Here is a 24,424-nt window from a genome sequence, read left to right on the forward strand (position 1 = left end):
AAGAAATAATAGATAAAAAATAAGCCGATGTAAAAACAAAGGCTTATTAGAATTTGTGGAGAATACTTTTGAGATCCAACTCTACAAATACCATAAGATTAAACTATAGTCCTTAGGACTATTCTATATATTTGACTCTCATTTTAAATCTATATTTAAAATGGCAGAACATAAAGACTTACCATGGGCATCCAATGATAATGATCGAGTAACACCTCCTTTTAAAATTCCGCGAATTACGAAATTTAAAGCTCCAATTCTAGGAAGTTCATATCGCTCAATACTGAATTCATCTACCAAAAAGTGTTGTAAGGCTGGTTGTAATTGTCTAGCAATAAGGTCCGTAGTTAAAATTGCACATAAATCATCATAATCCTGCACATCAAATGCAATAACTGAAATATTGGAACTGTCGCCTTTATCTCCAGTACGGCTGTGTGCAACTTCATATAATTTCATATTTTTCATCCCATAATGACTTGAACTTGAACTCGATCACGAGATAAAAATGTTGATGCAACAGCCAGTACCTCTTTTACACTTTTTACTGCACCACCACCACCATAAGGTCCATTGGTATATAAAGATTCAACTTCGTTAGCTACCGCAACTGCATCATGTTTTTGCTGACAACGTGCGGCTACGCGTAATCGTACGTCCCAAGGATTCTGTGCTTCTTGAAGAGAATAGTCACCAAACAAAGAATCTACACCTATCATATCCGCTCGAATTTCATCGAACTTAACATCTGTTTGTTTTAAACGGCTAAGAACGATATCTCTAGCAAGTTTTGTTCGTGCTTTAGCATTTGGCCCACCATAAGAGATTTGTCCCTCGCCAATAAAACCATCAGAAAAACCAACCGTCACTTTAAGGTTTTGAGGTTTCTCATAGCCCGTCCCTCCATAAACAGCAACCTGATCTGGTCCAATTTGTTCAAAATAGACATTAGAAAAATCAGCTGTTACATCAGGAGTTTTATAAGCATTAGGTTGATGAATTTCATATAACAGTTGCTCTTTACAGGTGGCTTCACTGACTAAACCACCAGAACCTTCAACTTTAGTGATTACAGCTTGTCCTTGACGATCAACTTCAGCAATCGGAAAACCTAAACGGTCTAGGTTTGGCACATCCTTAACTCCAGGATCTGCAAAATAACCACCTGTGACTTGCCCTGCACATTCAAGTAAATGACCGATTAATGTGCCTTTCCCCAATTTATCCCAATCAGTATTTGACCAATGAAACTCATGGATTAAAGGTGCAAGAAATAAGGAGGGATCGGCTACTCGCCCTGTAATAATAATATCTGCATCTTGTGCAAGTGCTTCTAAAATTCCATCAACTCCTAAATAAACATTTGCAGAAACTATCTGTGAAGACAATTGCCCAGCACTTAGACCATTATCAAGAATCAGAGATTGATCAGTAAGCTCAGTCAATACATCATCACCTATTACAGCTGCAACCTTGATATCAGCAATCTTAAGTTCTGTTAATATTTCCCGAATTTTTTGGATTGCAGCGACAGGGTTTGCTGCTCCCATATTACTGATGATCTTAAATCTGGTTTTACCTTCTTTATCCTGAATAAATGGCAATACACCACGGAAACGTTTTTCCAATAGAACATCATAACCATCATTCGGATTTTTAAGTTTAGCTTGATTAGCCAAAGCAATTGTTCTTTCAGCCAAACATTCAAATACCAAATAATCAAGGTTACCTTTTTCGGCTAATTCAATAGCTGGTTCAACTCGATCCCCCGCATAACCCGCACCACTACCTATACGAATTTTATTTAAAATATTCATAATATTACGCCTTTAGAATGGAAATACGCCAAATACAGCCGCAGCAATTGTCATAATTACAGAAGCTGCAAATAAATATGGAATCGTATATTTTTGATGATCAGCTAAATCTAATTTACATAACCCAACAATCAGAAATGTTGCGGGTGTTAATGGGCTCACTGGAAATCCTGTAGTCATTTGACCCAAAATTGCAGCCTGTGCAACCTGTACGGGTTCAATACCAAATGCACTTGCTGTATGTGCAATAACTGGCAACACCCCAAAATAAAAAGAGTCCGGATCAAATAATAAAGACAGTGGCATTGCCACAATGCCTAAGGCAAATGGAATATGCTGCCCAGCACTTGGTGGAATAAAATTTACTGCATGTTGTGACATTTCTTTCAACATGCCCGTTCCTGTCATCACACCTGTAAACACGCCGGCTGCCAATAAAATGCTTACCATGCTTAAAGCAGCCTTTGCATGTGCATCAATACGTTGTCGCTGCTCATTGATATCAGGGTAATTAATAAGCAAAGCAGCAACTACACCAATCATAAACATTACGACTGGATCAATTTTGCCGCTGATCATTACACCTAAAACAAAAATTGTAATGAGAACATTTGGCCAAAAACGATGTGGGCGACGTAAAGCCTGACTTTGTTCATCAATGTCATATGTTAAGAAATCAGAATCACCGGAAAGATTTTTTAATCCAAGGCGTTTTTCTTCTTTTTTTCCTAATAGATAAGCTACAGTAAATGTAAAGATCAAACCTATTATCTGGACCCAGATTAAAGGTGTAAAAATTTCTGTAACCGGAATATTTAAAGAAGCAGAAGCACGAATGACTGGCCCAGTCCAAGGTAAAAAATTAACCCCACAAGCCAAAGATGCTACACAGGCTAAAACCCGTCGATCCATTCCCAACTTATCATACAACGGCAGCATTGCAGGAATCGTAATAAGAAATGCCACCGCCCCTGAACCATCCAAATGAATAATTAAAGCGAGAAGCGCAGTTCCCACAGTAATTCTCGCTGGCTTTAAACCAACGGTTTTCAATATACGGTTAATAATTGGGTCAAGCATTCCCGCATCAGTCATGATGCCAAAAAATAAAATAGCAAAGACAAACATCCCTGCCATTGGGGCAATATTTTTAATTCCTGAAATAATAAATTTACTGGTTTCTAATCCAAAGCCACCAAGCAGTGAAGCTATGATTGGAATGGTAATTAATGCAATTAATGGTGATAACTTTTTTGTCAAGATACTGACAAATAATAGAATAATCGTGATTAATCCTAATCCTGCTAACATAATATTCCCTTTTATTAGCTCCTATTTTCACTTTTATCCTATGTGTTTTTATACTTTCACTGAATCAATATTATTCAAATTTAGTATTCGATTTTTCTGAATATAAAATAAAAAAGTATCTTGGATATTATGTTTTTTCTGAGATATGAGTGTTAAATTGAAGAAAATTTAACTTTAAAAAATAAATAATGTATCTTTGAGCTTTAGAAAGCCTATTAATTTAAAATTTCTGAACAATGGAATGTAGTAATGAAACAAGGATTAAGGCACATCAGAGCATTTCTCACTGTCGCTGAACTCAAAAATTTTGCACGAGCTGCTAATAAATTATGCATATCACCTTCAACGCTTACTCTACAGATTCAGCAACTAGAAGATGAACTTCATTTAAAGTTATTTGATAGAACTCGTCATAGCGTCAAAATTACCCCAGAGGGACAACAAATGATCATTCCTCTGAAATCAGTATTATTAGAATATGAGCACGCATTGGAACTTAGTCAAAATATTTCCGAACATGTATTAGGAACAATTAATATTGCCGTTTTACCAACGATTGCCAGTTCATTACTACCATGTTGGATTCAAGAATTTAAAAAAGAATACCCTCTAGTCAAAATTGTAGTACATGATTTAAATGCAAATGAAATTCATGGGGCTGTCAAATCTGCTGTAGCTGATATTGGTATTGGTACTATTGAGACTGTTGATCCTCACTTAGCTTTTTATCGTTTATTTGATGATGAACTATTAGTTTTTTCCCCAGAGGGGCATGATCTACAATTCAAAGAACAAATCTATTTTAGGGATGTCATTTCGTTCCCTCAAATTGTTACCATGCCCGGAAGTAGCGTGTATAAGACATTTAATCGTGCTCTTGAAAATATTGATTTATCAATTGAAAATATTGATGTCGCATGCGAAGTCAGATATTTAACTACAGCAATAGGGCTCATTAGTTCCCATATTGGCATCGCTGTTTTACCCGAATCTACCCCAATATCACTATATGAGAATAAAGTAATTAAACAAAAAATTATTGATTTCCCATTTAGTCGAACCATTAACTTGATTAAACTAAAGTCTACACATCAATCTATTATTACTGAAAAATTTATCAAGATTGTTCTTAATACATTTAAAGATATAGGCTAAATTAAGTAATCCTAATTTAGCTCTTTCTTATCCCTAATTTCATCCTAGTCTCACATTTAAATAAAAATTATTTAGTCAAAAAACACTTTAAACTTAGGCTATCTATGAAAGTTACTTAAATCTATTCAGAATTTCGCCACCCTCGCTCGGAACGGCCCAGAAGTCACTCAGCTATAACCTTAAATAATAGTTTGTTTTCTAGAAGATCAAATTAAACTCAATTTACCTACTATCCAAAGTCATCTAAATTATTCTTATTTTGACTATTCCAATCCAAGTTTTAATGTGGGGTAGTATGAGGGGTAAAACAACAGACAAAAAATAAGCCCTTGTAAAAACAAGGGCTTATTTAGAATTTTGGCGGAAGCGGTGACAGTCAAATTAAAGAAATAAACCACTAACAAATAACAATAAAATATTTAACTTTTAATTTTTTACTACTATTTTTACCACATTGTAATTTCTTTATTTCAACCTATTTCAAAACAGCAGTTCGTATTTTTAAGCTAATTAGAGTTCGATTACCGTTCTGTAGCGATCCTGTTTTCGAACTCATAATAACCCAGCTCTATTAACAGTAGTCAATTCAATAACCATACTTTTGATTGTAACCTGAGGAAGAAGAAATTATTAATCTTCCTCAAGTATATTTTAGAAATTATATTTCACTTGAAGATTCATACCATTAAAACCATCAAAGGCACTAACATATGTGTATGATAACTCTCCTGTAATATTCTTAGTGAAGTTGTAGCCTCCACCAGCTTGAATAATCACACCAGCATCATCTTCACTTTCTGATGCTCTGTATCCTTGAAATTCTGCATCAACATCAACACGTATATATCCAAGCATACCTTTTGCATAAAAATTATTTTCTAAAGGATATTTACCAGTAAGACCAACACCATAATATTGAACATCGGCATCGGTTTTTACACCAAAATCCTCAAAATCTTCGTCAAATTTAATATCGTTTACTGACTTATTCCAGAATACTTCAGCACCAAAATATTGATTAAATTGAACACCACTGTTAATGCCTAAAAAATAAACATCAACGTCGTTATTTAAAATAAGTATAATAAGCAACGCCGCAAAGAAATGGACAATGCCAATTCACAATTGGCGTTTAGCGATGAATTGGTTTACGATTCAGTTCGATGATCGATTAAAAGATCATTTATAAAAATGGAACTTACACAAAATAATTTACAGGCTCCATTGCCTCCCTATTTTATATGCTCTCCCTCAATAAAAAGTTTGCCCACAATGCTGAAATTAAAAACAACATTATTAGTTCTTCCGATAAGGGGGAATTGTTGCAATAAGGAACTACTCCATAACACCTAATTAACTTCAAATACGACTGTATCTTTATCAACACTTTGCAAATACTCAATCCACTTATAAAGTATTTTTTCAAATAAACTCAAATCAAGTTGATCTAGATAAGAATCACCAAATCTTTCTTTAAATACAATATGTGATTCTTTAATAATTGCCTTTTCAAAATCATTCCAGTGTGAGATCTCAACTTTTCGCATCATATTTTCAAGTTGAAATAGGTTAATAATCTTTAAAAGTCTATACACAGACTCAGTCGTATTAAAAGAGCTTACGAAATGAGTAGCATCAGACCAATATTTTTTTTCACCATTGCTATCCTCAGCATAAATTACAGCCACAGGGAAATGAATAATTTCTCCACCTTCATCTTCTTGTGTCCAGTTAAAGCTGAATTGTACTTTCATCTATCTACACCTTTTACATAATTTATTTAACAGGCCAAGCACGCCATTGCGTTATAGTTGTATGGCCTTTTGGCGGTGGGACAAATTTTATCACCCCTGATGGTGAAATAGCTTCAAAAGCATTTAAAGTGCCCACTTTACCAGATTTAACCCCTTGTTGATAAACAGTAATCAACTCAAACTGCATTTGCTCTTTTGTCCATCCTGAAGGAAAAAATGTTGATTTTTCATCATTTCCAGCTTTAGATATCCATTTTTTTGAATTTGCATCATAGACTTCAACACCCCCACCCAAACACCATTTGAATCGGGTTTACTAACAACCTGAGTAACTCTTGATGTTACTCCCCCACTTGGCTCATGATGAAAACCTACTGCCGTAACTCCATTTTTATTTGTTGTAATATGTCCTTGTGCGATATGATCAATATCAATTTGTTTTAAAGCACTTTGATCGGTTCTTCTTAACCAATAATTAGCTACAACTTTAGGATCTACACTTTTTTCAGGTGCAATTAAATGGCATTTCTTGTGTGACTAACTCAAACCTTCTAAGATCCTATTGGTATTCCATCAGGATCTCGCCTTACTGTCTCTTCAGTAGTTTTATTATTTTCACTAAAGCTTACCGCTAGACATATATAAAAATGATCTAATTTAAATTCATCAATAAAAGGATCAATACATTTTAAAATCATGGTCGCACAACTCCTTTCACTTTGTAATCTTGTATTTCGTAATCAATCTTATCCGTTTTAATATTTTTATAAAAATGTATCTGTAGATATTGACCATTTTGAGTACTTACAGATTTTGTTGTGAACTTCTTCCAATCCGTAATATCAGACCCATCCTTCATCAAAACTTCAACTACCTTCGGATTTCTCAGCACGCCATCTGCCAGATCAATCCTTGTTGACTCAATTATACTCTTTTGTGTTAATTTTCCTTCGTTAATTAAGATATCAGCTTCTGCCAACCCAAAGAAAACATCCAAATGAAGAATTAGCTTTTGATATAACCGGAGAACTGCCAGTTCAGATTTGAACTACTCCCGTTTATATCAAACTAAACATAAATTAGTCGATCGTTACTTTAGTAAAACTTGCTCCAGTCAAATGATTTTTATCATAAATATCTTTTATTTTCTGACTCACAATCACAGTTGCATCTTCATTTCCCAATCTAAAAAAGTCAGCATTATCTGTTTTATAAGCATCAATGATTAATTTAAAAAAGGCTCTATATCTTCCCGCTAGATCAGGTCTTACAGGATCGTTCTCAAGAAATTTCTGAAAGTCAGAGTTAATCTCATCAACACAGTCATACCTTAACGAATCCACCAATAAATAAAACTTCTGTGATAACTCTTTATTAAAAACTAATGGAACAATTAAACAATCACTAATTTTCTCTACTGCCAATATATTTGCAAATTTTTCACTAACAACACAAAACCCATAGAATGTCGTAGTAAAATCAACTTCCTCTTTACCGCTTTCTATTGTCGCAATATATTTTTTCTGTTTATTTAAGAGAAATTCAACCAGAAACTCATCCCAATCTAACTGAGCTCTCGGGTTGTCGAAGCCATCTATCTCTGTTATAAAATATTGATTAGGAAACTCATAAAAATCCGCTTTGACTTCATAGTAATTCATTAATATCTCCTATTGCTTAGTTAACCATTTATTAACTTGTGAACCTGAAACTAAAGCTTCTGATTTTATTCTTCCCAATGCTGCAACTACAGCATCTCTTTAGTATTTGTCTGTTTTACCACTTACAGCTAATCTTAACTCTTTCCCATAACACCTAATTAATTTCAAATACGACTTCCGCCTTATCACCAATTAATAAATAATCCTTCCATTTCAACAATATATTTAAAAATATATCTAAAGAAATCTCATTATCAAATTTAGATGATGTTATTCGTTTAAACGCGATAAATTGTTCATAAATAATTGCTTTAACATTTTCACTAGCCTTGATTTCAGTTAAAGAAAGCATGCTTTGTTCATTGTAAAAATTAATGATTTCTAGCATTTCTGAGGCTGCATTTACGGAGTCTAAAGACATCAGAAAATATTCTGCTTCGGTAAAATGCTCACTTTCAACTCTTTCATCTTCTATAATTACATCTGGAAAACTAAAAATTTCCATACTTTCATCTTCTTGGCTTGTATTTAAAAAAAATATTACTTTCATTTCATAACTCCAAAAATTAAAATTTACTTAACAGGCCAAGCACGCCATTGGGGTACATTTTTAGTAGGTGGAACAAACTTAATTTTAACGCCTGATGGTGATATAGCTTCAAAGATTTTTTTAGCTTTAACAAAACCTTTCGCCTCTCCTGCTTTAAAAACAGATGTTAACTCAAATTCCATTTGTTCTTTTGTCCATCCTGATGGTAAGAAAGTTGATTTCCCATTATTTCCAGCTTTAGGTATCCATTTTTTTGAATTTGCATCATAAACTTCAATTACTCCTTCCCAAACACCATTTGAGTCTGGTTTACTAACAACCTGAGTAACTCTTGATGTTACTCCTCCACTCGGCTCATGATGAAAACCTACTGCTGTAACTCCATTTTTGTTAGTTGTGATATGGCCTTGTGCTATATGATCAATATCAATTTGTTTTAAAGCATTTTTATCGGTTCTTCTTAACCAAAAATTAGCAACAACTTTAGGATCTGCACTTTTTTCAGGTGCAATGTGATTAACAGCTTTTTTAGCTAAATACGTGAATAATGATCTTTTCGGTCCTCCTCTAGTATTATTATTATTTTCAATTGCTATATCTGCCGCATTTGCAGCTGTATTTACATCATAACCAGCATAGCCGGATAGAACACCTGCAGCTATCTTACCAGCATTACGATTTCGTAATTTTTCTTCAACTGTATATTCATCACCATTTACTGGATCAGGCATTAATCCAGCTACTATTTCACCTACACCAGCGCCAATTGCACCAGCCTCACAACTCGCTTTTGTTGCAGCTGCAGCCGCACAACCAGCAGCAGCATGAGCAATTTTATGAATTGTATATTCCCAAATATCAGGATTTGAAAAATCTAAGAAATCCCCAATACCCAGTGCTAACTCCCCTTGTAAGGCTCCAGATAATCCTGCCAGTAAAGCTTTTTCGAGGTTATCCTGTAAATTTCCACCATTAATTGCCGTCTGTACTAAAGTAGAGCCAACAGCATTGGTAAAATTATTCATTAAACGATCAGGGAAGTAAGTACTATCGGGTTTAAGTTTTAAAGCTGTACCCACTTCTTTTAATAATCCTGCCGTAACCATACTTACCGCAAGATTACGAACGGACTCCTTACTACCTAAATCTTTTAAAGTCTTACCAACATCTCCACCATTATTGATTAAGCTTACACTTGCTTGTGAAGCTAATGTCGCAACCGCAGCCTGAGCACTTGCTCCAAGTGCCGCACTCCCTGTAGCTGATGCAACTGAACTAGCCGCTGCTGTACCAGCCCCTGATGTCAATACTGTTACAATAATGACAATGATTGCTGCACCAGCACCAGTTAATCCTTGTGACTTATAATCCCAATTCTCTTGTGCGAGTTTTACAGCTTCCCAATTCACATCTTTTCGAGCAATAAGAGTCTTTAAATATTCATTACCAGGCTGATTAGACAGCTTAATTACTTCTGCTCGTACATCATTATTTTTGCCAGAAACAACTGGTACTTGTACTGTCAATCCACCTTTAGCAATAAACGTTGGCTCAATTGGTCCATTAAAACTTGGTAATTTTGCTGTTTCTGTAATAGAGCCTTTGTCTTGCATCGACTGCCAAACAACACTATTGCTCTTTTTCGTAGAAGTATTTGTAACAATTTCCGATGCTTTTTCTAAGCTAATCGTGCCACCTGCTTGAATATTGGCACCTTCCAAATAATTAAATACAGTCCCTTTCAGACGAGTATCAAATCCTGATTTTGTGCCGATATAGTCCGCATTCAGCACAGCAGGAAGCTCTGATTTAATATTACGCGTATTCGTGGTCTTGGAATTATTCAGTTTAATCCCAATAAATGAGCTCTTTTTACTAATATCAGTTGTATTTAAGGTTTCATTCTTTGCAGTCAAAAAGTTGAGGTCCCCTCCAGCCTGAATACTTATTTTTCCACCATTTGCCGTTAAATGACTCGAATACATATCAATACTGGTACGATTCTGACCCATCATTTTATCTGTATTTTTTTCCTGACTTTTGATATTGATATTTTTCGCTTCTATATCAACTGACACTCCTCCACTTTTTTCAGCTGTTTTTACGGTTGTCGTGGTTTTCTTCTTACCGTACCATTTTCTTTTCGTTTCAGTTTTTTTACTCTTGTCATAACCATTCTCTATCGCCACATCAAAAATAATATTTTTATAAGCTTCAATATCGACATTACCATTCTGACTGGTGATTTCAGTGCCTTGTAAAATTAAATTATCAGTTTCTGACCTACCTGTAGCTTTGATCTTTACTCCTTTATTGCCATTAATTGTCGTTATGTTCACAGGACTACGCCAGTTGTAGTTCTCATGCTCTACTCGACCAATTTCATAAGAGTCTTGCAGTCCATCAATAATGATGCTGCCTTTTATCGGACCTTGTTTTACGCTACTCGGTTTGTCACTTGTATATTGCCCTTGGATTTTATGTGCAGCTCCAGCTAAAGTACCCGCTCCCTCAATACGAACAGTCCCATTCTGAGCATCTACTTCTGAACCGCTAATACTTACGCCTTTTGCTGCAATCAGATTAATATTCCCATTTCCTGAGATTAGGTTTGTGCCTTGATGTTCATAACCATTAACATTTTTACTATAGAAATTAATCAACTGATCAGCAGATGCAATCCGTGGCGTATATTTTTCATAGGCATGAATAAAATATACTGAACCGCGATACCCATTTGCAGGACTATAGTCAATAAAAATTTTTACGAAGTATTTCTCTTCTAATGCGTCCTTTATCGCATACATTTTTTTTACATCAACTTCTCCTTCATGCTTTAAACCAATACCCCTATTTTTAGCGTACGAGTCTATGAGGAATAAGTAATCCTTATCCTGTCGCATTTGCTCATGTTGACGTAATAAAACTTCTTTTTCCAACTGAGCTGCTTTCAGCCTTTCAAATGATGCAATCTTTGTAGAATCTTGAATCGTATTTTTCACGCCATCCACAATCACATCACCAGTAGTAGCAACGAGGTTAATATCTTTACTCGCTTTAAGTTCAGATCCTTGTAATGTTACATTCTGGCCTGCCAAGCTAATACCACCGGTGGTTGTATTCAGCTTTACAACTTGCTCTGAACCATTTCCTGTAGTGCCACCAGTACCTACTAACGTTAAATCACCACCTTTAGCATGAAGATCAATATCGCCATACGCATTTAGGGTAATATTGGTTGGCGTAATGGTAAGATTCCCAGTTCCAGTCTGAATACCAATATCACCATTGAATTGCGCTAGATCGGCATTGTTCTTTAATATCGCACTATCCACTGCAGTCAGTGTGTATTTATCCTTCCAATCCAAACTTGTGCCCGCTTCAATATTAACTACACCACCCTTTAAATTGGTACGTTGATGTGCTTGTAAACCTTTACTCTTTAAGGAAAGTAAGCCACCAGCTGTCATATTGACCGTGCTAGCCGCTGCCCAACTGGTTTGACCTTTGGCATCAATATCACTATTTAAGTAAGTATTCTTGTCTGAACTAACCGCAGTATGTGCACCTGAATTACTATTCACCGCCCAGAGTCTGACATTGTCTCCACCATGTAGCTCAATATTACGACCACTTTTTAATTCACCACCATAAATGCGATTGAAACCTTTTGCATCAACCACAAGATCATTGCTGGCATTGGCATTCAGCCATTGAAGTTCGACATTACCAATCGCTGACTTTACTGAAATATCTTTTGCTTTTAAGTTCGACCATAAATACGTTGTCTTTGGAATAAAAGTCCCATCCGCGTTCTTAACTTGTTTCACATCTCCAGCACGATATAAGTTAATATTTTTATCAGCAATCAAATTAATATTTCCAGCCGTGGACTGGATATCTCCAGCATAGAGATAAAGTGCCCCTTGGTTAGTTGAGCCAATATTAATATCTTGCCCTGCTGTGATTTTTGATTTCTGATTGGTCTGATCTAGTGCAGTGGTTCCCTCTACAGCACTATTAATTTTAGCGATATTTAAACGTACATCTTTATCTGCCAGTAATGAAACTTTGCCTTTATTGGCCAATGCAGTCAGACTGGTTGTGGTCAAATTCCCACCCAAAGCAGAGACATTAATATTGCCTAATGATGACCATAGACGGGTATTATCTTGTAAGTTAACATCTTTTTTCGCAACGATATTTAAGTTTCCAGCCGTGGATAGCGTAATATTTTTAGTTTTAACATTGCTCCCTTCAATATCAATGCCTCCAAAACCCTTCACTTCAACATTGGCGGCAGTAAGCCCTGTTGCCAAAGAGATATCTCCTCCTGCGGCAATACTTAACTTGCCTTTAATCGGCTGTAGCATTTGTTTGTTTTGATTAAAATTTAGATTCTGTTGTGCAGTGAACACAACATCTTGTACACGAGTACTGGTTTGTCCCGATACAATTGGCAAACTTAAAGCTGTAAGATTTAATAAACCTGAAGATTGAATGGCTAATTTTGTTTTAGCATCAAGCACTGCATTGGTAACATTGATTGCAGCATTGGCTATATCCGTTCCAACACTATTGAGATAAATCCCATTATTGGTACTATATAGATTTGAATCTTTCAGGTCTAATTGTTTATTTGAACTGAGACCAAGATCATTGCGAGCACTAATCGAAGCATCGGTTACTTTAATCTTTTGACCTGCGCTAAGATAAACGCCACCATTACTGCCAATATTGTTTTGAGCCCCACTTACTTGTTTACCCGTTAGACTAATATCACCATCTGCATTGATGTAAACATTTTGCCCATCGCCAAACTGCTTAATCACAGCGCCAGTTCCAACAACCGAACCTTTGGTATTTAAAGACACAATGTTCTTTGAAGTTATATTGGTTACACCTGTGTAACTATCTTGCTGCAAATATAAATGACGTCCAGCATCAACAAATACGGCATTAGAACTTTGGATTTTACCCTGATTGATTATGTCTCCATGTCCATCCGTTCGATTGGTCTGAACGGACATTAACCCATTGCTTGCATCTGTGGTTTGAATTAATCCTGTTGTGGTATTGGTAATTTTACCATTGCTGTTAAGGACTAAATTATTTTTGGCTTTAATAATGCCTGCATTATTGACCCCAATCCCCGCTTCATTGGCATAGAGATAAATACTATTTGCATAAAGCCCTCCCAACTGTGCGACATCAATCGCAACTGTAGGTTTCATCCCTGTTCCTGTCGTTGCAGCAAATTCACCTGTGTCAGCAGTAATTGTGTTTGCCCCTGTAACAGCAGTAATTGTCGTGGCATTGACTGGTGCATTGATCGCAATAGAGCGGCCTAACAGTTCTAATGCAACGGGATTATTGGCATTACCTCCTAATCCTCGGTTATTTGCACCAGGATTAATCGTGATTGCACCTTGTTTTACGGTATGTTGTTTGATCGAACCATCACTGTTATAACCCAACATCCCTGTTGATAGCGTTACCTGATTGGCATTGATAAACCCACCACCATTCACTGTAATACCGGTTGGGTTGGCAATCACCACATTCGCTCTTGATCCCAATACTTCAAGATTACCCTGTAATAAACTTGGGTTGGTTGAAACGACTTCATTTACAATCGTGGTCGCTGCTCCTTTTGCCAAATTAGGATTCGCCGCAATGGATGTTTTGGTAATCTGACTGGTTGCTGCGCCGCGAGAGTTGTTCAGGATTACACCATTCTGATTTACATCAAACTGGGTATAACTATTACGTGATACACCTAATGCTGAAGGGGCCGTAATCCAAACGTTGGCTACCTTACCTTCCTTAAGTACAGTCGCTTTATGCGCTACAGCAGCACCATTATTGACGACAACATTGGCATAAATCGGACTAATCGCCATCAAGCTAGAAAGAGCCAACACCAATTGTTTTAATGTTCTTTGTCCTGTTGCCGCAATACTTGAGTCTGTCACCTCTGTATTGATTGACGCTTTAATATGTGGAGAGGTATCCCCCTGATGGGATTTTGCCAGTTCGGATACTGCAACATAAGTCCCAAGTTTGGCATTAAATTTTGTTCGATAAAATTGCTTATTCATATTGTGACCTTATTTCTATTCATGGATTTGCTTAGTAATTAAATGAGAGATTAAATCCAGTGATTAGGTCTTTCTGGATATGTTCTGGTGCAACCAGTCCCCGGCCCACGAAAAACTCGCCATTAATATGTTTGAATTGGGTTCTTACACCCACCACGCTGCCTAACAGATAACGGTCAGAGTAATATTGAGTGCCATCCCCAGTCACAAGTCCTTGATCCAGCCCTGCGTAAAGTGAGAAATTAGGAATGGGATTGAGCCAATGCATGGTTTGTTGTAAATAATGTCCATTACTGCCAACGATGCTTTGCTCAGGTCGATAACCCCGAATGCTGTAGCGGCCACCAATATTAAAGGTCTCCTGACTGACCACTTTCTGCGGACTCCACTGGCCTTGCCAGTTCAACTGATACATAAAGTTATTTTTAGCGGTCTGCCAGGGCACTGCATATTGAAAAGCTGCATTCCAGATCCCAGCTCTAGAATCACCCTCTCCGGTAATATCTTCGGCCGCCTCATTTTTTCCAAAAATGTCAGCACCTTTGCGGTAACTGAATTGAACATTGATGTTTTGTTGACCAAACCTGTATTGATATTTACTCCCCAACTCCCAGCCTGAAAGGCGTTTACGTTGAGGATTGACTTCAAGATCATCAATAAAGCTGGAGACTGATTTTCGATAGAGTTGGACATAGCCAGAGAGACGGTAGGATTTACTACGACTGAGTTCGCGCTGTGCTTGAAGGTTAAAATCTTTGTTAATGGTTTTATAATCGAGCCATTTATCAAAACCTTCTAGTTCCTGAATATTGGTATATTGACTGGCATTGAGATTAAGTAACCAATTCTTGTAGGGAACTTCGTAGGAAATAAAATAATTATTAAAATCGGTATGGTCGGTATTCCAGTCATTGATTGACTGGGTATAGTAAACAAATAAGCTATCCGCAGCATTCAATGGGTTTTCTAAAGCATAACTGACATAGCCTTGGTATTTTCCAGAGCTTTTACTGCCCGCATCATTGAGTCCAGCAGTGATAAAGTTCCTTTCCTGAATCTCCCATACAATTTCAACATCGCTATAACCCGCATCTTCACCACTTTTTTGGCTTGGTAGAATATCGAAACTGGTCTGCATGCCTTGTAAACGGGCAAAGGTTTCTAGGATTTGTTCGAGTTTACGGATATTGAGGATATCGCCTGCTTGCATGGGCAAACGATAATTTAAGGGTTGATCTTTACTATTTTTAAGTCGGATTTCCCCAATCAATCCAGGGATCAAAGTTAAACGTAAATGTCCTGTCGCAAGATCCTGCTCGGGTACGATGACTTGAGTAGACACATAACCCAGTTGAACCAGTCGCTCATTGATATAATTAACAACACCAGCCAGTCCTTTTTCACCAATGCATCGGCCTAGAACTTTATTGTCTGAATACTTTAGTTCTTTAAAGATGCGATTAAAATCAGCTGTTTTTATACTCGGATACTTAGTTGGAACATCAACCTTTAAAGAAGATATCTCAAAACAAATCGGTTCCTTTTGTAGCCAAGGATAGCTTGAATCAACTTTCGTCTGTTGTAGCTGGATAAAAGGCGCAACGGATTGCGTTAACTGGTCAATCTGCTGTTTCTGCGAAAGATAATCTCTGGCCTGTTGTTGACTCACCTGATCTTCAGCATAAGTACCCCCCGATGAAAATACCAAAGGGATGAATAAATATCTCTTATACATTAATAATGAAGTTATATAACCGCGAACCAATGAAATGTTATAATATTACATTAAATATCTCAACCTTTATTCTCAATAAACCAATTCAAACTTGGCTACAAAATAAACAAAACAAAGTTTCAAGGTAAAAATATAAAAGAAATCCAATCTTTAAATCAAGATTATAGATATACAAGAAAAGACTGTCTTGGATAGGAGATATAAACTCAAATTTCTTAGGAATTGAGAAATAAAACAAAAAAAGCTACAAATATAAAACTAAGGCCTAATGAATACCACTAAAATAAAAGACAAGAAAAGCTCCCAACAATAAAAGAAAAAAGATAATGACAAAACCTAGTATTTTTTTTCATTTCCTATTTCGCCTTCTATTTCCAAATTAAATTTAGATAATTTATTTTAATATCGTAAACTTTCCTAAAAACAAAAAAAATAAACATAAAATGTAGTATTGCAAAAAGCGCATCAAAAAATATACCAACATTGCTTTTCGTATAAACATCATAGTTGATAAACAACAATATTATTGAAAAACCGAGAACTTCTCTATAAATATAAATAGTAGAATAAAACAATGCTTTGTCCTCGTCAGGATGTTGTAACACAGCATTGACTCGACGCACTTTATGGTTGGTATGCATGCTGTAATATTCAGCGACTAGCGGTTCCAACCTTTTCCCCCAGTATAAAGGAGCATAGCCTGCACTCTCATCTTCAACACCTTGCTGCATTCGACCTATTTTAATCATCCACAGTTCAAGCATCGACATGTGAGGATTTAACCCACAGGCTGTTGCTGCATCACTACTACCAATTCCCTGTTTTCGGATTTGTAGCCATTGTTCACGGCTCATCTGTTTGGTTTCAACCAATCGTTTGGCTTTGTTACTTCGTCTGCTATGACATGAATAAGTTTTTGGTTCAACAGGTGGACCTATAAAGGGTTGCTGTTGACTCGTCATGATTTGTCTCATAAGGATACTCCTATATTTTTAAAGGCATAAAAAAAGCCACATTGAGAGAAATATGGCTAAAGGTAGACTTGAATTAATTTTAAAACGCAACGTAATTAATAGACTTAGGCTAAATCGACAAACTTAAATTAAATAAATCATTGATTGTATGATTAAGACACCATTCTTAATGCCTGTTCTAACCCGCGTTGTTTGATATTGGCTCCAGCCCCGAACCATGCTGAATCCATCCGATGATCTTGACTTATAGCTCTGCGCTCATGATCACAAAACTCCGTAATACTACAAAGCAACCCATAAGCCGTATCTTTGGCTGAACTTAACTCGGCCCCACGGCCATGTCCGTTAAACATGGTCATCACCTTAGACATAGCCCGACCATTCGGTTCAGTTTTATTGTCAGCTTTGGATGAATGGGGTGGTTGAGGTCTTGCCACATTACGGTAGAACTGAATGATACTTTCATCTTGTTCAGCAATGCTCAGGTTCGTATTATTAAACACAGCATCAAAGTAGGCGGCTGCTTCCTGCTGGGTCACTTTACGTTGGCTGAGTTGTTTCATTTCATACATGTGTTCATCCCATGCACGCACTGAAATACCCAATTGCTGTTTAATTTTCTCAGCATCAAATTTGGTGCTATGTGGAACTTTCACCACACCAGCACTGCTATTCTGCCCACGTAAGGCAATCGCCAGAGTGTTATTACACACTACGCGAATTGAGGTAAATTGTGCCGTAGTGGCGAGTGTCCCATCACATGCCGTGGCTAATAAAATGTAGCCATGACTGACATCCTTGCCTTTTAACGCTGCCAATTGGCCTGTTCTTGCCAATGCCCAAAACTTACGACCACCTTTGAGTACACCCGCCGTTTCCAGCTCAAAGCCTGATTGCTCCGTTAAGTCTCGATAAAACTCTAGAATCTCCATCGGTTGGACTTCCTGATAACGCTGACTCACCACCGACAACGGTGCATGAGTATCTGAACGATAAAGCACTCGCTGTTCTTCATACGGCATGATAATGCTCTGTCCCCGTTCATTCTTTGCCATATAACTGACATTGGATGATTCGATTTTCCAATCCATTCCTGCCTGCTCAGCCCAGACTTCTATAGGTTGGTTTTGGGTGAGTTGATTGCCTAAGCCATGCCATGGGGTTTGACCAACAAAAGCCATAGTTTCTAATTGATGCGCCATGATTGTTTTCCTTTAAGTGATATAAATTAAGTGTTTTAAATAATTTGAAAGGTGTAAACGATGAAAATTACGCGAAGCCTGATTGCTGGATTTCAAAATGCTGTAAGCATTGCTCACACTGGTAAAACAGCGTCACCATGTTGTCTTGGTGCTGGACGTAGAGTAGAAACATCCCTCCAATAACCAAGCCCGCAAAGCCACCCACCAAAGGATGAACAGGACTTCGCTTTGACAATTGCATACAGGCTGCTGCCAAAGACATCGGTGAGAACGATGAAAGCTTTGCGAACACACCTGACGTAGGTTCAGTCTTGCAGAGTAATGTGATGTGTAGTGAGTGACAGTAAGGACACTGGTGCATGTACTTCTCCCTTAAATAAAAGGCATAAAAAAAGGACCTGCCTGATTGGCAAGTCCTCGGTTATAGGTAAGTTTTAAATAGCGCTATTCAGCCTGTTAACGTTTTGCTTCCCATTGTTTGGTATAAGTCTCGGCTGAAAGATAATGCTTTATACCAAATTCAAACTGGTTCGCTGGTGAGTTCAATACATCCTGTAATGGTAGCGTTGCAAAATCGACATTCGGCTCTAGCCATGAATCACTCGATTTTTGTTCTAACTTAAGTGGTTTATACACTTGGGTATAGAGAAGTGATTCACCACCTACCCGGTACTGTTGGGTAATCTGGGAACGAAACTTAAAGAACAGTACCCCTGACACTTTTAAGCGATTTTGTTTAAAGTCCATGATATAGGCTCGCGCCCAACCTGAACCTGCTGAACCTTTTACCAGTTCCTGTGCATCCGCTGCTGCCATAGGGAGAGTTAATAAGGTTTCCACTTTTCGAGACGATGCATTCTCTTCAAACTTCAAGGTCAGAATACCTTTATCGGCATCATATTCATAATCTGGGTTTACAGATCCCTGATTGATATAAAGTCGACGCATGGCTTTATTTAATGCGTTTTGTAATAGATGGATATCATAATCAACCTGATCAGCCTCCAACTCTGTTTTCGTCTGCTCTACACGTAAATGGTACTGTTCCGTGGTTTCAAACTCACCTTTTGGTTTAATAATCGGTGTTTTTAACATGCGGACATAGTTGATCGCCAGATTATTAGCAAACTGATAAAGCTGATCATTGGTTAAATCAAACAGAACCTGATCCATCCCTTCCATCGGTCCGCTTTCACGCCCCATTACTAAAATCTGATCGTCACCTAATTTCAAGTTACGTTTTAATATTGCAGCGATTTGGTCAAATGAACGAATATCTTGATCACTCTGTCTTTCAACAAGATTAAGTGGGAATCTAGCTGGGCTCGCATATCGGTAATCATCCTCTGGGAAGTTACCCATAATATCACCATCAATCAAAGGCAACGGTTGAACAGCGGTTTTTGAAAGAATCACTCGTGAAAGTACTCCTGTTTCGGTTTCAGTCTCAACTGAACCAGAGGCATCACTATATTCATCCTGGGCCGTTTGCAGTTCCTCTTTTTTTGAGCAGCCACCTAAAAATAAAATACTGGCAATACAGCAGCAAAGTAATTGTTTTTTCATCATGCTAAGTCCTCTGAATTTGAATTTATTCTCGTGATAGGCAAGGCTGATGAGGAGATTTCCATCAGGATCTGTACCCTCTTCACAGGGGTAATATGTAAGTAAAATTTCTTTATTTTCAGTTATTGTCCAGATAACGCTTTAATATGGCCCTCGCCTGATTGAGTTGCTGGGCTTGGCTTTCAATGAGCTGACGAACGGATTCAGGTAAATTCTGGTATTTATCCGGATGGAACTCAGCCATCTTTTTTCGGTAAGCAGATTGCAAGCTTTGCTCAGTCAGTGATTCAGGCTGAATATCTAAAATTTCACATGCATGTTGCTGTTCAACTGTTAACTTTGGTTTGCTTTGTTTGGTATTTACCGTGTAAGAAAAGTATTGTTCATATTTATTAATTAACGACTCAGCCATCTGTTCAGAGACATTTAAAGCTTGGCAAACTGGAGCAAACTCAAGAACCCAATTTGTATCTGGAAAGTGACGTAAAACAATAATCCCCATAGCATCATCCAGACACATCATTCTGATCTGTAACGGAAGCTCCAAACTTATACTTTTTAATTCATCAACAATTTCATAGAGATCTTGACGCTGATTCGATTGCATAAAATGGATAAGATATTGTTTATCTGTTGCCTTAAAAATATCCCGATCAAATATGGTTGCCATGACTTCACGAGCTTTATCATGCCATTCTCCCCGATATCCCAACATGAAATAGGTATAGAGATGAATGAAAGGTTTCGCATTTGGAATCTGCTGCCCTAATTGAGAAGCTTGGGATTGACAGACTTCATTTAAAAATTCAGCCAATGTCCGTACGATCCCCTTATCCAGTTGGGTAAAGGTTAAGGTTTCCATCCGATTCAGTACGATGCCATGATTAATGACCCCAATCTCTGCCTCGACGTGATGAATATTTTTAAAGAGGTAAGTCACTTCATCTCCAAAGCTTTCTTTATAAAAGAGTCCTGTCGCCGTCACACAAAGTCCAGCTTTGGCACTGCCAAATACCGTATCGTCAATCAGCATGAGGATTTCATCTGGGTGAATCCCTTGAGGGAGATAACTCATGGCCCCTTGCAATTTTTTATAAGGAATAGCAGGTGCAAAATAAATATTATCACTTGCTCTTAGCATCAACATCCAACGGCTTTTCTGGAGTGATTCTCTCGATATGATGGTCATGGCAACCTCCCCAATTTAGGTACTAAAACATCCAACGTAGAAAATCAGCAGGCCAAACAAGCGCCCGCCCCAAGGCATATCCACCAGAATAAATGGGATACTGCCAAATCAAATACAGCCAATAACCAATGACAATTGTGAAATAAAGGCCAATCAAGGGATGTTTCATTGTAAATTCCTCATTTTTTAGGTCAGCCTGTCCAACCCGCTGCCCTATGGCAGCAGGTGAAATCAAAAAGCAAACTAAGATTGAATGTGAAGATGTGCTGTTCTAAAGTTTATGTGCACATTGCTGACCAGACTTAAAGGACACCTCTTCGAAGTCTTCTGGCATCCTGACTTGCATCATGCCAATCACCTCCAGCTTCTCTTCGCCATAATGTTTTTCCATCTTGTCGTAGAAACAGGAACAGAAACTGCGACTCCCTCCTGTATTCCTACAACTTTGTTTCATACCCTTTTCAAAATCGGAAGAACAACCAGTAATCATCCACACACTGATACCAACCAGACCCATCAAAATTTTATTTTTCATCATTTTATCCAGTGATGTCGTCATGGAGCTCAGGCTTTTTTTTGGCAACACGAAGCCCTGCCACGATGTATCTCACATGACATTTTTTAAGTTAAATTTTTAGACGAAAAGACCTAAAGCTTGAAGAACCAGAAGTTCATCAAGCCCGATTAAAAACTAATCAGGGGGTATAAAAAGAATATGCATAGCCAACTCCTTTATTTGGGGAGTTCTGCCAAAACATTAGAGAATTATGGTGGCAGAACGAAAGTGGGTTGACAGACTGATAGTAAAGGATCAGCACGCACAAGGCGTCCCCCTTCCGTCCTACCGCAACAAAAAGAGGGACGGGTGTACCTACATCGAAAAACAAGTTTTTCAATGCACTTTACTATTCGGCCTGTCAAAGCCGACTGGCAATGTAGGCCAGCAAGCAAAGGATAATCTGCAATATTTAAGGTGTCAATGATCTATCGACTAAGTCGTAAAGTGATTGTTATTGTTTTTTATTAGATTAGACCTTAAAACTAATGACTCATTAAATCTACATACTTGCACTCTTATTCATCCTAATGAGTATTCTTAGCTTGATTTTCTGACATAGAACTAATTTATAGAAACTCTTTACATTTCACTAATTTTTTATTAAATCCTTTGCGGTTACTAGCCTGTAAACAAACTTAATGAAAGCCTGACCACCCATAAGTCAGGCTTTTTTTATCAACGTGTTAGTGATCTGACTCTTCAACACCAGACCAGACTACGCAATAAAATAACTAGCTTTGGCCTAACTATGCAGTTGTTCTTAATTTGTTTCGATTGAATTATCAAAATTTAACTTTAACTAAATCAAATTAACCAATAAAATTAACTCTCACATTAAACTTAACTTAATATTTCAACCTTAGTAATGAATAACGACCTTCTATTTGTTTTATCCAATGCTTCAGAAAGCTATATTTTTCTCACTTTTAGAGCAAAAGACCTGACTCATTCTGAACGTATCGATATCATTTTAGAAGTAGAAAGAACAATAGAACCAGGTTCAAAAAGAAGAATTCACTTGATTTGGGATCATGGCTTTGACTCAAGTGACTTAACAATATGGTCAGAGTTTCATACCGAACACAACTTAGCTTTGTCATCAATCGGAAGCTTCTTTAAAGCTTTCGAAATGATCAAGTATCCATTACCAACTTATCTAAAAAACCAAGTAAATACATCTGCCCATTTTTTAGTATTTCCAAGTGAGAGTTATGTTCAGCGCTTTATAAAAAGAATCTCAATCGATGTCTAATTTTCAACTCATAAAGTTGAGGCTCTGCCGTAGCTTCTCACTTTTTAAAGCATGTTTTTTTAGAAATCAACTCTTGCACCGAACATAGCCAGTTCAAGCCCCTTACCCATAAAGTTGTAGATTATGTTTGTCATTTTGAATAATGTTTAAAATCAAACACTCTCTGTCTGAGGCTTTTCAATAATTTGATCATAAATAGTTTTATTAGCTTTAACTTTAAGATGTCTTGCAAGTATCTCCTCAGGATAGTTCTCAGAGTTCAGTATAAATATCGTTGGGAAATATTTATACAAAGTTTTTTGCTTCATGGCAGTCAACCAGTCGGACTTTTGTTTTTCTAACTTCTTTATCCTTTTTTCAATCGAGACAGGTTTAATCGGAAATTCTTTAGACTTTGGTTTTTCTAAGTTTTGCTTTTCATCTCTGATTTTCTCATCTATTTCAGCCACTTTTTCTAAGGCATACTCACGATCAAATTGTTGAAATGCTGCTTTAACTTCTAGAATTACACTTTTAGCTGCTTGTGCCGCATTATCAAATTTCCCATGTTGCTCAACATACTGCCTTAAAATGCCATAAAAAACTTCATATTTTCGATCTAAAAATTTACGATTACGCTTTTTTACCCCCCTCAACCCACTTACACGACGAATAAAAGCTTCTGGTAACCCATATAGATCGTCGAAAGCATCATCATACTGGTTAAATACCATACTTAAAATTTCTTTTTTTTCTTTCAACTCTGATGCTTGCTCTACACTCTCTTTTAGTTTTTCGAATGTCTTTATGAGTTCGGCCAGTAAAATACTACTCGTACATGCAGCACCTTCTTTTGCCTGTATCCTATCTCTCAGTTTTCTTAGAATGGATTGCTTTTCAATCTCAGTATAAATTTCTTTATTAGCCCCTACACCAAAACAATAATATGCTTGGGCATAAAGATGCTGCTCCAATTCATTCAGTTCCTCTATGCTTGGAATCACTACAGCCACTTAGTCACCTCTTCCAAAGTTAGTACCCACATCACTAAAGTTAATATCTTTCAATGATATTTCAATACCTTAAGATAGGATTATCCACCTTTAACAAACAATGATCAATTTTAGTATCATCCACTCTTCAAGTCAGCTCAAGGAGATCAATAAACTCAAATTTATCTACTTGAGTCAGATGAAATCACTAATCACCTCAATTGTAAAGGTAAATTTTTTTCAAGCAATTAATACATATAAATCAATAAGTAATAAATGACGCTAGCTATATTATTTTAGATTTGGCTTCAGTCCGTGAATTTTGGATTTCCATCTACTAATCTTGTTCATGTTCTGACATCTTTCTGTTCAGTCAACAAGATGATCTGCAGTGGCAAATTGATACTTGGACCTGTTAGCCCCCGATCACCAAATACGTATTTTTTTATATGAGCCACTTCTACTAAAAGGAGACTAACTATTTAAGTGCTCACCACAACAAATGAATGAAAACTTAATGGATATCCTTATGGATTTTTGATTTGTTTCGGCTTGGATGTTTGGGTTATTAATTTAATTATTATATTTATATATGAATATATTTATTAGATATAGATATGAGTTGGA

Annotated in this window: 20 protein-coding genes and 1 pseudogene; 2 read left to right on the forward strand and 19 right to left on the reverse strand. The window is 36.9% G+C overall.

Going from position 1 to position 24,424, the window contains the following annotated elements; all coding sequences use genetic code 11:
• Positions 1-138 precede the first annotated feature (138 nt).
• From RMB03_RS02725 to RMB03_RS02735, 3 genes are read right to left on the reverse strand one after another with little or no spacing between them, the layout of a single operon-like run.
• On the reverse strand, positions 139-459 hold the full coding sequence (locus RMB03_RS02725; RefSeq protein WP_311073677.1) for a hypothetical protein: 321 nt from the start codon (positions 457-459) through the stop codon (positions 139-141).
• A 5-nt stretch (positions 460-464) separates the two neighbouring features.
• Complete coding sequence (locus RMB03_RS02730) at positions 465-1,817, reverse strand: acyclic terpene utilization AtuA family protein (protein WP_311073679.1); 1,353 nt, start codon at positions 1,815-1,817, stop codon at positions 465-467.
• A gap of 12 nt (positions 1,818-1,829) precedes the next feature.
• Entirely contained in the window at positions 1,830-3,128 is a 1,299-nt protein-coding gene (locus tag RMB03_RS02735; RefSeq protein WP_311073681.1) for a citrate:proton symporter, read from the reverse strand.
• Positions 3,129-3,377: 249 nt separating this feature from the next.
• On the opposite strand from RMB03_RS02735, the gene RMB03_RS02740 reads away from it, so the two are divergent.
• Complete coding sequence (locus RMB03_RS02740; protein WP_311073682.1) at positions 3,378-4,283, forward strand: LysR family transcriptional regulator; 906 nt, start codon at positions 3,378-3,380, stop codon at positions 4,281-4,283.
• 651 nt (positions 4,284-4,934) lie between these two features.
• On the opposite strand, the gene RMB03_RS02745 is transcribed toward RMB03_RS02740, so the two are convergent.
• The 15 genes and pseudogenes from RMB03_RS02745 to RMB03_RS02815 form a co-directional block, all read right to left on the reverse strand.
• Positions 4,935-5,375: an outer membrane beta-barrel protein gene (locus RMB03_RS02745; protein ID WP_311073684.1), complete on the reverse strand. Its 441-nt coding sequence runs from the start codon at positions 5,373-5,375 to the stop codon at positions 4,935-4,937.
• 257 nt (positions 5,376-5,632) lie between these two features.
• Positions 5,633-6,037, reverse strand: a complete 405-nt coding sequence (locus RMB03_RS02750) for a hypothetical protein (protein WP_311073686.1) — start codon at positions 6,035-6,037, stop codon at positions 5,633-5,635.
• Positions 6,038-6,059: 22 nt separating this feature from the next.
• Positions 6,060-6,332, reverse strand: a complete 273-nt coding sequence (locus tag RMB03_RS02755) for a hypothetical protein (RefSeq protein ID WP_311073688.1) — start codon at positions 6,330-6,332, stop codon at positions 6,060-6,062.
• Positions 6,333-6,731: 399 nt separating this feature from the next.
• Positions 6,732-7,016: a hypothetical protein gene (locus tag RMB03_RS02760; RefSeq protein WP_311073690.1), complete on the reverse strand. Its 285-nt coding sequence runs from the start codon at positions 7,014-7,016 to the stop codon at positions 6,732-6,734.
• A gap of 100 nt (positions 7,017-7,116) precedes the next feature.
• Positions 7,117-7,698, reverse strand: a complete 582-nt coding sequence (locus RMB03_RS02765; RefSeq protein WP_311073691.1) for an imm11 family protein — start codon at positions 7,696-7,698, stop codon at positions 7,117-7,119.
• Positions 7,699-7,852: 154 nt separating this feature from the next.
• Positions 7,853-8,248 carry a hypothetical protein gene (locus RMB03_RS02770; RefSeq protein ID WP_311073693.1) on the reverse strand — a complete coding sequence of 132 codons (396 nt, stop codon included), beginning with the start codon at positions 8,246-8,248 and terminating at the stop codon, positions 7,853-7,855.
• Positions 8,249-8,271: 23 nt separating this feature from the next.
• Complete coding sequence (locus RMB03_RS02775; RefSeq protein WP_311073695.1) at positions 8,272-14,349, reverse strand: DUF637 domain-containing protein; 6,078 nt, start codon at positions 14,347-14,349, stop codon at positions 8,272-8,274.
• Positions 14,350-14,380: 31 nt separating this feature from the next.
• The gene (locus tag RMB03_RS02780; RefSeq protein WP_311073697.1) at positions 14,381-16,084 is read right to left on the reverse strand and encodes a ShlB/FhaC/HecB family hemolysin secretion/activation protein; all 1,704 of its coding nucleotides are present in this window, start codon (positions 16,082-16,084) and stop codon (positions 14,381-14,383) included.
• A gap of 578 nt (positions 16,085-16,662) precedes the next feature.
• A pseudogene (locus RMB03_RS02785) lies at positions 16,663-17,058 on the reverse strand (YqaJ viral recombinase family protein); the annotation flags it as partial.
• A 152-nt stretch (positions 17,059-17,210) separates the two neighbouring features.
• Entirely contained in the window at positions 17,211-18,260 is a 1,050-nt protein-coding gene (locus RMB03_RS02790; RefSeq protein ID WP_311073698.1) for a DUF932 domain-containing protein, read from the reverse strand.
• A 67-nt stretch (positions 18,261-18,327) separates the two neighbouring features.
• Positions 18,328-18,621: a hypothetical protein gene (locus RMB03_RS02795; RefSeq protein WP_311073700.1), complete on the reverse strand. Its 294-nt coding sequence runs from the start codon at positions 18,619-18,621 to the stop codon at positions 18,328-18,330.
• A gap of 95 nt (positions 18,622-18,716) precedes the next feature.
• Positions 18,717-19,829: a hypothetical protein gene (locus tag RMB03_RS02800; RefSeq protein WP_311073702.1), complete on the reverse strand. Its 1,113-nt coding sequence runs from the start codon at positions 19,827-19,829 to the stop codon at positions 18,717-18,719.
• A 115-nt stretch (positions 19,830-19,944) separates the two neighbouring features.
• Positions 19,945-20,967 carry a DnaJ family molecular chaperone gene (locus RMB03_RS02805; RefSeq protein WP_409070630.1) on the reverse strand — a complete coding sequence of 341 codons (1,023 nt, stop codon included), beginning with the start codon at positions 20,965-20,967 and terminating at the stop codon, positions 19,945-19,947.
• Between the two features lie 70 nt (positions 20,968-21,037).
• Positions 21,038-21,184: a hypothetical protein gene (locus tag RMB03_RS02810; protein WP_311073706.1), complete on the reverse strand. Its 147-nt coding sequence runs from the start codon at positions 21,182-21,184 to the stop codon at positions 21,038-21,040.
• 102 nt (positions 21,185-21,286) lie between these two features.
• Positions 21,287-21,550 (reverse strand): hypothetical protein, encoded by a 264-nt coding sequence (locus RMB03_RS02815; RefSeq protein ID WP_311073717.1) that lies wholly within the window; start codon positions 21,548-21,550, stop codon positions 21,287-21,289.
• Positions 21,551-22,439: 889 nt separating this feature from the next.
• Between RMB03_RS02815 and RMB03_RS02820 the strand changes: the two genes are divergently transcribed.
• Positions 22,440-22,826 (forward strand): hypothetical protein, encoded by a 387-nt coding sequence (locus RMB03_RS02820; RefSeq protein WP_311073708.1) that lies wholly within the window; start codon positions 22,440-22,442, stop codon positions 22,824-22,826.
• A gap of 152 nt (positions 22,827-22,978) precedes the next feature.
• Here RMB03_RS02820 and RMB03_RS02825 read toward each other — a convergent pair whose 3' ends face one another.
• Positions 22,979-23,818 carry a hypothetical protein gene (locus tag RMB03_RS02825; RefSeq protein WP_311073711.1) on the reverse strand — a complete coding sequence of 280 codons (840 nt, stop codon included), beginning with the start codon at positions 23,816-23,818 and terminating at the stop codon, positions 22,979-22,981.
• Positions 23,819-24,424 lie beyond the last annotated feature (606 nt).

Origin of the sequence: Acinetobacter sp. V91_7, from assembly GCF_031799075.1 — a bacterium.
Lineage (GTDB): Bacteria > Pseudomonadota > Gammaproteobacteria > Pseudomonadales > Moraxellaceae > Acinetobacter > Acinetobacter calcoaceticus.

Coding starts and splice junctions, on each gene's coding strand:
- RMB03_RS02725 (WP_311073677.1), bottom strand. CDS start 459: ATGAAATTATATGAAGTTGCACACAGCCGTACTGGAGATAAAGGCGAC.
- RMB03_RS02730 (WP_311073679.1), bottom strand. CDS start 1,817: ATGAATATTTTAAATAAAATTCGTATAGGTAGTGGTGCGGGTTATGCG.
- RMB03_RS02735 (WP_311073681.1), bottom strand. CDS start 3,128: ATGTTAGCAGGATTAGGATTAATCACGATTATTCTATTATTTGTCAGT.
- RMB03_RS02740 (WP_311073682.1), top strand. CDS start 3,378: ATGAAACAAGGATTAAGGCACATCAGAGCATTTCTCACTGTCGCTGAA.
- RMB03_RS02750 (WP_311073686.1), bottom strand. CDS start 6,037: ATGAAAGTACAATTCAGCTTTAACTGGACACAAGAAGATGAAGGTGGA.
- RMB03_RS02765 (WP_311073691.1), bottom strand. CDS start 7,698: ATGAATTACTATGAAGTCAAAGCGGATTTTTATGAGTTTCCTAATCAA.
- RMB03_RS02770 (WP_311073693.1), bottom strand. CDS start 8,248: ATGAAAGTAATATTTTTTTTAAATACAAGCCAAGAAGATGAAAGTATG.
- RMB03_RS02775 (WP_311073695.1), bottom strand. CDS start 14,349: ATGAATAAGCAATTTTATCGAACAAAATTTAATGCCAAACTTGGGACT.
- RMB03_RS02780 (WP_311073697.1), bottom strand. CDS start 16,084: ATGTATAAGAGATATTTATTCATCCCTTTGGTATTTTCATCGGGGGGT.
- RMB03_RS02790 (WP_311073698.1), bottom strand. CDS start 18,260: ATGGCGCATCAATTAGAAACTATGGCTTTTGTTGGTCAAACCCCATGG.
- RMB03_RS02795 (WP_311073700.1), bottom strand. CDS start 18,621: ATGCACCAGTGTCCTTACTGTCACTCACTACACATCACATTACTCTGC.
- RMB03_RS02800 (WP_311073702.1), bottom strand. CDS start 19,829: ATGATGAAAAAACAATTACTTTGCTGCTGTATTGCCAGTATTTTATTT.
- RMB03_RS02805 (WP_409070630.1), bottom strand. CDS start 20,967: ATGCTAAGAGCAAGTGATAATATTTATTTTGCACCTGCTATTCCTTAT.
- RMB03_RS02810 (WP_311073706.1), bottom strand. CDS start 21,184: ATGAAACATCCCTTGATTGGCCTTTATTTCACAATTGTCATTGGTTAT.
- RMB03_RS02815 (WP_311073717.1), bottom strand. CDS start 21,550: ATGAAAAATAAAATTTTGATGGGTCTGGTTGGTATCAGTGTGTGGATG.
- RMB03_RS02820 (WP_311073708.1), top strand. CDS start 22,440: ATGAATAACGACCTTCTATTTGTTTTATCCAATGCTTCAGAAAGCTAT.